Origin of the sequence: Brucella tritici (assembly GCF_008932295.1) — a bacterium.
GTDB lineage: Bacteria > Pseudomonadota > Alphaproteobacteria > Rhizobiales > Rhizobiaceae > Brucella > Brucella tritici.
In genome coordinates, this window is record NZ_WBWA01000054.1 from 1 (window position 1) to 9,248 (window position 9,248).

The following is a 9,248-nucleotide window of genomic DNA, read 5'->3' on the forward strand; positions in this document are numbered from 1 at the left end:
GGGCCGAACTTGGCGATCCAACGACGAACTGTCTCGTATGATACGTCGATTCCACGCTCAAGCAGCATTTCCTCAACTTCACGCAGACTAAGGTTGAACCGCAGATAAAGCCACACCGCATGAGCAATAAGCTGTGGCGGAAAACGGTGACGCTTGAAGATGATAACTGATGTCTGCATCGCCAAAATTTACGCCCAAACCGTCAGGCAGGCAACTGTAGCCCAGTTAACGTGACAACACCCTGTGAACTAATGTGAAAATTATTTTCAAATCGGTAAAATTATGATAAATGACTTTTCATAAAGATAAAAAGTAAACGGGAACAACGTGAATCTGTCCACATTGATTGGGTCCTGCCGAGGCAGTCTCACCCCAAACCAGCAAAAGATCGCAGATTTTGTGCTCGCCAATCCATTCGCGGTCGCGACGATGGGTATAGAGGAGCTTGCACAAGCAACCTCTACCTCATCTGCAACGATTACCCGGTTCGTGCGGGCACTGGGATTGGGGAGCTTTACAGATTTCAGAGGATTCGCGGTACAAGGCTACCAGTCATTGCTGCGCCCAGTGGAGAATGTCGACCGCGCCCGTCACATCCCGCCTGGAAAGATTGCGGAGGGTTCCTTCCAGAGTGCTGCAGAATGCTTGCAGCAGGTCATGAGGGAAGCCGGGAATACCGTGTGGGAGGACATTGCGGCCCAGATGATGAATGCGCCGCGTGTTGCCTTTCTCGGTTTTGGCGTCAGCGCGAACATGCTGCAATATCTAGCTGATAAATCAATCCTTTTTACCCGGTCACAGCTCGTGCTGAACGGTGCCGGCGGGCTCGAACGTGTTGCCCAGAAAGTGCTCCGGCTGGGGCCTGGAGATCTTGTGATAGCGATGGCCTTGCCACGCTACTCACAGGCGACCCTTGATTTTCTGAAGCTTGCGCGAGGCCGGGGAGCCCATTGCATTGCCGTAACGGATGGCCCTGCCTCGCCGCTGTGTTCACTCAGCCATGAGCAGATATTCGTACCCGCGAGCCACCCCGTTCTGCATAGTTCGACGATTGGTGCACTCGCTGCCTTCGAAGCGATCATTGCCGTGCTGACGGCACATCACCAGAGCGTCTCGGATGCCGTTTCCGTAACGCGCTCTCTCATGCCCTATCTTTATGCGGAGGATGAAGATCAGCCGCAGTCCAAATCGAGGACCACGGATGACAGTGAAGCCGAGTAACCCCGAAGACGCACCGATCGTACGCGTTGAAAATGTCAGTGTTGATTTCAAGGGCGATGATGGCACGTTTCGTGCGGTCAGGAATCTATCGTTCGAGATCAAACCGGGTGAAACGCTGGCAGTTGTGGGTGAATCCGGATCCGGTAAATCTGTCACGTCTCTTGCGATCATGCGTCTTGTGGAATTCGGTGGCGGCAAGATTACGGAAGGCGCTATTGAATTTACCAACCGCGATGGAGTTACACACGACCTTACCAGGTTTGCGCTTGATGAGATGGAAGGTATTCGCGGCAACGATATAGCGATGATTTTCCAGGAGCCAATGACCTCTCTCAACCCGGTTTTTACTGTTGGCGAGCAGATTGCCGAAGCGGTGCTTTTGCATCAGAAGTGTTCTTCTGCTGAAGCACGGGCTGAAGCACTGCACATGTTGGAAAAGGTCCGTATTCCCGATGCCAGGCGCATACTTGACCGTCATCCGCACCAGTTGTCGGGTGGCATGCGTCAGCGTGTCATGATTGCCATGGCTCTTTCTTGCCGACCGCGTCTGCTGATTGCCGATGAGCCAACCACGGCTCTAGACGTCACCATTCAGGCGCAGATTCTGCGTCTCATCCGTTTGCTGCAGGAAGAGATGGGCATGGCCGTACTCTTCATCACTCACGATATGGGCGTTGTGGCGGAAGTTGCAGACAAGGTGCTTGTTATGCGTGGCGGCGAGAAAGTGGAAGAAGGCACCGTAGAAACCATTTTTGCTGCGCCGCAACACCGTTATACCCGCGCGTTGCTTGCCGCAGTGCCACGTCTTGGAGCTCTTAACGGTGAAAACCTTCCGCGTCGTTTTCCTCTATTGAAAGCCGATGACAGCGGCTCGGACAGTTTTGCCGAGTATCCTCCGCAAGACACGATCAAATCACCTGAGCCGGTATTGCAGGTGCGTGATCTGGTGACGCGGTTCGATATCAGGAACGGGCTCTTCTCGAAACTCACTGGTCGCGTGCATGCTGTGGAACAGGTCAGTTTCAGTTTGCACCAGGGTGAAACACTGGCGCTGGTCGGTGAATCGGGTTGTGGCAAGTCAACGACCGGACGCACAATAATGATGCTTCAGGAAGTCACTTCCGGAGCGGTCTTCTATAATGGCAAGGATATTTTCAAACTTGGAAGAGCGGAAAAGCAATCCATTCGCCGCAAGATCCAATACGTCTTTCAGGACCCGTTCGCATCCCTCGATCCGCGGCTGACTGTGGGCTTTTCAATTGCGGAGCCGCTAATCACCCACGGGCTCGCAAAAGGGGGGGAAATCCAGGAGCGTGTAGTGGAATTGCTTCGGGACGTGGGTCTGCAGCCAGAGCATGCGCATCGTTATCCGCATCAGTTTTCGGGGGGGCAACGTCAGCGTATCTGTATAGCGCGTGCTCTCGCGGGAGATCCCGATATTCTCATTACCGATGAGGCGGTTGCCGCGCTTGATGTCTCCATTCAGGCACAGGTCATTAATCTGATGATGGAACTGCAGGAAAAACGTGGACTTTCCTACATATTCATCAGTCACGACATGGCGGTTGTTGAGCGGATATCCCATCGTGTGGCGGTGATGTATCTTGGGCAGGTCGTTGAAATTGGTCCGCGGCGCCAGATTTTCGAGAATCCACAACATCCCTATACGCGACGGCTTCTCTCTGCGGTTCCAATTGCCGATCCCCAGCGGCGTGAGCGCAGTCGCCCGCTTATCGAGGGGGAAATCCCAAGCCCGGTGCGTTCACCGGACGACATGCCGGTCGTCAGCCCTCTTATCGAGGTGGAGCCTGGCCATTTCGTAGCACGCCATCCCATCGGCGATTTTCATTGATCTTAGGAAGGAGTTGACAATGAAACTGAAGAACTTGCTGTTGTCGTCGGCGTTGGCCGCCGCGATAATGCTCCCGGGCGCGACGGTCTGGGCGAAATCCCTTACCGTTGCGGTACCAAATAACCTGACAGGTCTTGATCCAACGAACATCAATGACACGCTGTCGCAGACCTCGCTTCGTCTTATCTATCAGGGTCTTTTTGGCTTCGACAAGGATATGAAGCTCATTCCTCTACTGGCTGAAAGCTATGAGGCCAATGGCGATGCGACCGAATTTACCATCAAGATTCGCAAAGGTATCAAGTTCCACGACGGCACGGATTTCAATGCTGAAGCAGTTAAGGCCAATATCGAACGTCTTGCCAACCCGGACAACAAGCTTTCGCGCCGCAGCCTGGTCTCAATGGTCAAGGAAGTGCAGGTTGTTGACGATGCTACCGTCAAATTGATCCTCAAGGAACCGTTTGGCGCGATGATCGCCTCGCTTGCTCATCCAGGTGCCATGATCATTTCACCGGCGGCGCTTGAAAAATACGGCAAGGAGATCGGACGCAATCCGGTCGGAACCGGCCCGTTCAAGTTCAAAAACTGGTCGGCAGATACGCTTGAAGTCGTGAAAAATGACAACTACTGGAAAGAAGGGCTTCCCAAGATCGATGGCGTGACGGTTCGTTCAGTGCCGGAATCCGGTGCGCGCTTTGCAATGCTCCAGACGGGTGAAGCCCAGTTCATCCCTTCTTTCCCTCCTGAACTGATGCAGGTCGCCGAAAAGAACCCGAATGTCGAGGTCGATAAAGACCCTTCTATCGTCGAGTGGTACGTCTCTCTCAATAATCTGAAAAAGCCTTTCGATGACGTTCGCGTCCGACACGCGCTCAATTACGCCGTAGACAAAAAAGCCTATTGCAAGATCGTCTATAACGACCTTTGCGAGCCGGCAGATTCGATCATTCCCAAGAACCTTGCATTCCATGTGCCGGTTGGCAACTACGAGTACAATCTCGACAAGGCCAAAGATTTGATGAAGGAAGCAGGCCTGGAGAGTGGTTTCGAAACGGAAATCTGGGCAAACTCCAATACGGAATCCATACGTGCGGTTCAGTTCATCCAGCAGCAACTGGCACAGATCAACGTGAAAGTGAACGTAATGCCGCTTGAGGCTGGCGTTGCTGCGCAGAAAATCTGGTCTGTCGAGAAGCCGGAAGATGCTGCCGTACAGATGTATTATGGCGGCTGGTCTGCATCGACGGGCGATGCCGATTGGGGTATTCGCCCACTGCTTTATGGCCAGAGCTTTCCGCCAGCAATGTTCAACGTTGCTTACTTCAAGGACGCAAAGGTCGATGCTGCAATCGAAGGTGCAATCAGCACGGCTGATCCGGCCAAGCGGGCAGAATTCTATGCGGAAGCACAAAAGGCCGCCTGGGAAGGCGCACCCTGGATCTTCCTCGGTGTGAACCAGAACCTGTCGGCCAAGACCAAGTCACTTTCCGGCGTCTATATGCTTCCGGATCGTGGTTTCCTGCTCGAAGAAGCGGCATTCGCTGACTAACAGCTCGTGAAAAGAGCGCCGGCCTTTCGGGGCCGGCGCTACCTTTCCGAAAGGGAATTTATGTTTTCCTATCTCATCAAACGGCTTGTCGCTACCGTACCTGTCATCGTGCTCGTGATGGTTTGCGTTTTCGCCTTTGTGCACATGCTGCCAGGTGATCCCGCCCGCCTTGTAGCGGGCCCCGACGCCAGCCCGCAAGATATTGCTGCAGTTCGTTCGTCGCTTGGGTTGGATAAACCGTTGCCAGAGCAATTCACACGCTATTTGACGCGTGCGGTTCACGGCGATTTCGGTGTTTCGCTTAAGACGCGACGAATGGTCACCGAGGAGATCGGCGAACGCCTGATGCCTACAGTCTGGCTCACTGTATTTGCAATGCTCTGGTCTTCACTTCTCGGTTTGCTGATCGGCGTGATTTCTGCTGTAAAACGCGGTAAATGGCCTGACTACGCTGGAATGATCATAGCGGTATCCGGCATTTCATTCCCGCCATTCTGGCTGGGCCTGTTGCTAATCAATATTTTCTCGGTGAAACTTGGCTGGTTTCCGACCGGCGGCTACGGTACTTGGCAGCATTATGTGATGCCTTCGTTCACGCTTGGGGTGGGGGTTGCAGCTGTTATGGCGCGTTTTACCCGCTCAGCATTTATTGAAATTGCGCGGGAGGACTATGTTCGCACAGCACGCGCCAAAGGCGTGCCGGAGCGAAGGGTCGTATGGAAACATGCGCTACGCAACGCATTGATCCCCATTATCACAATGGTTGGTCTGCAATTCGGTTTTCTGCTTGGTGGATCGATAGTGGTCGAAAGCGTGTTCTCCTGGCCAGGTGTAGGAAGACTGCTGGTCGATTCCGTTTCCTATCGGGATTACCCTGTCATTCAGGCATTGATCCTGCTGTTCTCACTACAGTTCATCTTTATCAATCTGCTGGTTGACGTTCTTTATGCCTTTGCAAACCCGGAGATCCGCTACAAATGAGTACGACAACCGTATTGGTGGACCCAGCCCAGAAAATGCGCAGACCATTGGCCGAATTCTGGCGGCGGTTCAAAAAGCAGAAGGTAGCCCTGGTGGCGTTTGTCTTCATCATTGCTTTGGTGCTGGCGGCAATTCTGGCTCCAGTGCTTGCACCTTATGATCCGAGCACGCCGGACTATAATGCCGTTCTCCAGGGCCCGAGTGCCGGGCATTGGGCGGGAACGGATGCCTATGGGCGTGACATATTCAGCCGCATTATCTGGGGTGCGCGCATTTCGCTCGCGGTGGGCTTTCTGTCGGTGACGCTGGGCGCGCTTTTCGGCGTCACGCTTGGTATCGTTTCCGGGTTTTACGGTGGTTGGGTGGATTCGGTTATCATGCGATTGTGCGATCTGCTGCTTGCTTTCCCTGGCATTCTGCTTGCAATCGCTGTGATCGCGGTGCTCGGACCCGGCATTACCAATGTGATCTACGCAGTCGCGATCTTCTCTATTCCGGTTTTCGCCCGACTTGCTCGCGGCACCACGTTGCAGTTGAAGCGCACTGTTTATGTCGATGCATCGCGGGCGATCGGCGTAGCTGATCGCGTTATCATGCTTCGTCATATCTTGCCTGGTACCCTGCCAAACGTCATTGTCTATTTTTCGATGCGTATAGGCACCTCCATTCTGACCGCTGCTGCCTTATCTTTCATCGGCCTCGGCGCGCAACCGCCAAGCCCCGAATGGGGCGCCATGCTGGCTGATGGCCGGACCTATATGGGAGTGGCCGATCATTTGACGTTATTCCCCGGCATCGCAATATTTGTCACCGTGCTGGGCTTCAATCTTTTTGGCGATGGCTTGCGCGATGCGCTCGATCCGAAGCTACGATCCGACTGAGAAGCGGTTGTTATGCGAGTTTATATCTCCGCCGATATTGAGGGAGTTGCAGGTGTTGTTGTTCCGGCTCAAGGGCAGGCTGGTCATGTGGAATATGAGAAAGCGCGCATTCTCATGACCGAAGAAGTCAACGCCGTAGTCGAGGGGTTGGTAGAAGCGGGCGCAACCGAAATCCTTGTCAACGACTCTCACGGGCCAATGACAAATATTCTGCCATCTCTGCTGCATCCGGCAGCCGATTTGCTTCTAGGCAAGCCCAAGCCGATGAACATGGCCTGCGGTTTGACGGCTGAATTCGATTTGTTCCTTATGGTCGGGCATCATTCCATGGCCGGCAAGGGTGGGGTACTTGCCCACACCACAAACGGTTTTGCATTCCGGGAAGTCCGTATCAACAACCTGCCTTACGGGGAGCCGGGTATTTACGGTGCTTATGCCGGAGAGCTTGGCGTTCCAGTTGGTCTGGTTTCCGGCGACGATTGCACGAGGGACGAAAATATTGGATTTTTCCCGGATGCTGAATTTGTCGTTGTCAAACAATCTTTCGGTCACCGGGCTGCACGTCAGGTATCCGTCCAGCGGGCGCGCGCTATGCTGAGGGAGGGGGCGATACGTGCAGTCCGCGAAGCTGGTAGTAAAAAAGCATTCCGGCTGAATGGGCCATACAAGACGGAATTCTTGATGAGCAATGCGGCACTCGCAGATCAAATGGCAATACTCCCCCCGGCCAGACGGGTTGATGCCGTCACCGTGGGGTTCGATTGTGTGACGATGGCGGAGGTGGTTGGCTGGATGACGGCACTTGCCGCCATGAGCTTCGCGTTGCGCTGACGCGATTGAATAAAGCAGAACTCCTTCCAGATTGAGGTCAGAATGTCTGAAACGATGCCGGTTATCGCGCTGCATGGCGGTGCGGGAACGATACTGAAATCCAACATGACGCCGGAGCGCGAGGCTGCCTATCATGTTGCCCTGCGCTTCTGTCTCGAGGCGGGACTGAATATTCTGCGCGAGGGTGGCACATCGCTCGATGCCGTAACGGCTTCGGTTATGGCATTGGAAGATGACCCGTTGTTCAACGCGGGACGTGGCGCGGTTTTTACCACCGACAGCACCCACGAAATGGATGCGGCCATTATGAATGGATCGACACGTGAATGCGGCTCGATTTCAGGAATTTGCGGTCCACGCCACCCGATACTTGCCGCGCGCGCAGTGATGGAAACGACCGAGCATGTATTTCTGGCCGGTGATGGCGCCAAACGCTTCTGTGAAAATGCCGGTCTTGAATTACAAACTCCGGAATGGTTCGGTACCGAACATCGGCTCAACGCCCTCAAGGCTGAAATGAAGCGTCGTAAAGAGGGGCTTCCGGATGACGGCGATCCTGCTCGCAAGCATGGAACTGTCGGGGCGGTGGCGCTCGATCGGTTCGGTCACCTCGCGGCAGCGACCTCCACAGGCGGCATGACGGCAAAGACGCCCGGTCGCGTCGGTGATAGTCCCGTTATTGGCGCCGGAACCTGGGCTGACGATACCACTGCGGCCATTTCGGCAACCGGACATGGAGAATATTTCATTCGTTGGGCTGTTGGACACGAGATCGATGCACGTATGCGCTGGGCAGGACAGGACTTGCAAAATGCGGCAGGTGGTGTCGTGACCGAACTGGGTGAAATCGGCGGTTCAGGCGGGCTTGTGGCCGTGGATGCAAAGGGCAATATCTGCCTGCCCTTCAACAGTCCGGGAATGTATCGCGCATGGTGCGGTGTGGATGGTGTCATCCATACCGGAATCTATCGCCATTGATTGTCTCGCCCGAATTGCATCGCGGTAGTTATATACTGCCTGAACTACGCTGAGGTCACGAACAGAGGTTTGTGCGGGCAAAGCCATCGTCGGGATGATGGTCGACCGGGGTATTGCCGTTCGTGCGGTTACGTCAGCTCGCGGACCGGGTACGCCGGTTCGCGAGATTAGGAGCAGGGGCGTCAAATATGCCCGGGAAAGCTCACGATCAGACCGACAAAACGTAGAACGGTCAGAACGTTGGCGTTCCAGTTCGCTCCATTGACTGTGTAATCCGCTTTCGGGGCAGTCGACGGCGCTGTGGCACGCAGTCGGCTTTCACCCGGATGCTGTCGGAAGCGTAAGCGATCGCCAACGATTTGGTCAGCTGCGCGACCCCACCCTTGGACGCCGAATAGCCGGGTGCCAGCCCGCCGCCGAAGAAACTGAGCATCGATGCCGTATTGACGATTGCCCCACCGCGCTTCGTCAGCAGCGGTCGCGCCGCCGCGCAGATCCTCATCGTCCCCGTAAGGTTGATGTCGACGACGGACGCGAAGGTTTCGGGGTCGAGTTCGGCGCCGCGGCGAATGATGCCGGCGCAGTTCACCACGACGTCGAGGCCGGGCAGCGAGCCGACCAGGTTCTGAACTGCCGCCGCGTCCCGGACGTCGAGTACGGCGTGGCGCAATCCGGCAATCGCGGACCCGTCAGCAGCGGCTGCTTCGACCTCGGCCGGTGTGGCGCCGGTTGCAAGCACCGTTGCACCGAGATGGATGAAGCCGGCGGCGATGGCAGCGCCAATTCCCGAGGTGCCGCCGGGGTGTTGTCACGTTAACTGGGCTACAGTTGCCTGCCTGACGGTTTGGGCGTAAATTTTGGCGATGCAGACATCAGTTATCATCTTCAAGCGTCACCGTTTTCCGCCACAGCTTATTGCTCATGCGGTGTGGCTTTATCTGCGGTTCAACCT

7 protein-coding genes and 3 pseudogenes are annotated in these 9,248 nt (G+C 55.1%); 8 read left to right on the forward strand and 2 right to left on the reverse strand.

Annotated features, from left to right (window positions below; all coding sequences use genetic code 11):
* Positions 1 to 179, reverse strand: a pseudogene (locus tag F9K91_RS25055) (IS6 family transposase); the annotation flags it as partial.
* Positions 180 to 327: 148 nt separating this feature from the next.
* Between F9K91_RS25055 and F9K91_RS25060 the strand changes: the two are divergent.
* The 7 genes from F9K91_RS25060 to F9K91_RS25090 are packed head-to-tail and all read left to right on the forward strand — an operon-like array spanning position 328 to position 8,296.
* On the forward strand, positions 328 to 1,221 hold the full coding sequence (locus F9K91_RS25060) for a MurR/RpiR family transcriptional regulator (protein ID WP_109366502.1): 894 nt from the start codon (positions 328 to 330) through the stop codon (positions 1,219 to 1,221).
* Positions 1,202 to 3,073, forward strand: coding sequence for an ABC transporter ATP-binding protein (locus F9K91_RS25065; RefSeq protein WP_151679028.1), 1,872 nt, complete (start codon positions 1,202 to 1,204; stop codon positions 3,071 to 3,073). The genes F9K91_RS25060 and F9K91_RS25065 overlap by 20 nt, the downstream gene beginning before the upstream one ends.
* A 19-nt stretch (positions 3,074 to 3,092) precedes the next feature.
* Entirely contained in the window at positions 3,093 to 4,625 is a 1,533-nt protein-coding gene (locus F9K91_RS25070; protein ID WP_109366500.1) for a glutathione ABC transporter substrate-binding protein, read from the forward strand.
* A 60-nt stretch (positions 4,626 to 4,685) separates the two neighbouring features.
* A complete protein-coding gene (gene gsiC, locus F9K91_RS25075; RefSeq protein ID WP_071632278.1) occupies positions 4,686 to 5,606 on the forward strand; it encodes a glutathione ABC transporter permease GsiC in 921 nt (306 codons plus the stop codon).
* A complete protein-coding gene (locus tag F9K91_RS25080; protein ID WP_109366499.1) occupies positions 5,603 to 6,487 on the forward strand; it encodes an ABC transporter permease subunit in 885 nt (294 codons plus the stop codon). Before gsiC ends, F9K91_RS25080 begins: the two co-directional genes overlap by 4 nt.
* Before the next feature lie 12 nt (positions 6,488 to 6,499).
* A complete protein-coding gene (locus F9K91_RS25085; protein WP_151654364.1) occupies positions 6,500 to 7,318 on the forward strand; it encodes a M55 family metallopeptidase in 819 nt (272 codons plus the stop codon).
* A gap of 42 nt (positions 7,319 to 7,360) precedes the next feature.
* Positions 7,361 to 8,296, forward strand: coding sequence for an isoaspartyl peptidase/L-asparaginase family protein (locus tag F9K91_RS25090; RefSeq protein ID WP_071632281.1), 936 nt, complete (start codon positions 7,361 to 7,363; stop codon positions 8,294 to 8,296).
* Positions 8,297 to 8,528: 232 nt separating this feature from the next.
* On the opposite strand, the pseudogene F9K91_RS25095 reads toward F9K91_RS25090, so the two are convergent.
* Positions 8,529 to 9,083, reverse strand: a pseudogene (locus tag F9K91_RS25095) (SDR family NAD(P)-dependent oxidoreductase); the annotation flags it as partial.
* 76 nt (positions 9,084 to 9,159) lie between these two features.
* Between F9K91_RS25095 and F9K91_RS26820 the strand changes: the two are divergent.
* Positions 9,160 to 9,248: pseudogene (locus F9K91_RS26820) on the forward strand (IS6 family transposase); the annotation flags it as partial.

What these genes read in the sequence shown, in the direction of transcription:
- F9K91_RS25065 (WP_151679028.1), top strand. Translation starts at nt 1,202, where the DNA reads ATGACAGTGAAGCCGAGTAACCCCGAAGACGCACCGATCGTACGCGTT.
- F9K91_RS25070 (WP_109366500.1), top strand. Translation starts at nt 3,093, where the DNA reads ATGAAACTGAAGAACTTGCTGTTGTCGTCGGCGTTGGCCGCCGCGATA.
- gsiC (WP_071632278.1), top strand. Translation starts at nt 4,686, where the DNA reads ATGTTTTCCTATCTCATCAAACGGCTTGTCGCTACCGTACCTGTCATC.
- F9K91_RS25080 (WP_109366499.1), top strand. Translation starts at nt 5,603, where the DNA reads ATGAGTACGACAACCGTATTGGTGGACCCAGCCCAGAAAATGCGCAGA.
- F9K91_RS25085 (WP_151654364.1), top strand. Translation starts at nt 6,500, where the DNA reads ATGCGAGTTTATATCTCCGCCGATATTGAGGGAGTTGCAGGTGTTGTT.
- F9K91_RS25090 (WP_071632281.1), top strand. Translation starts at nt 7,361, where the DNA reads ATGTCTGAAACGATGCCGGTTATCGCGCTGCATGGCGGTGCGGGAACG.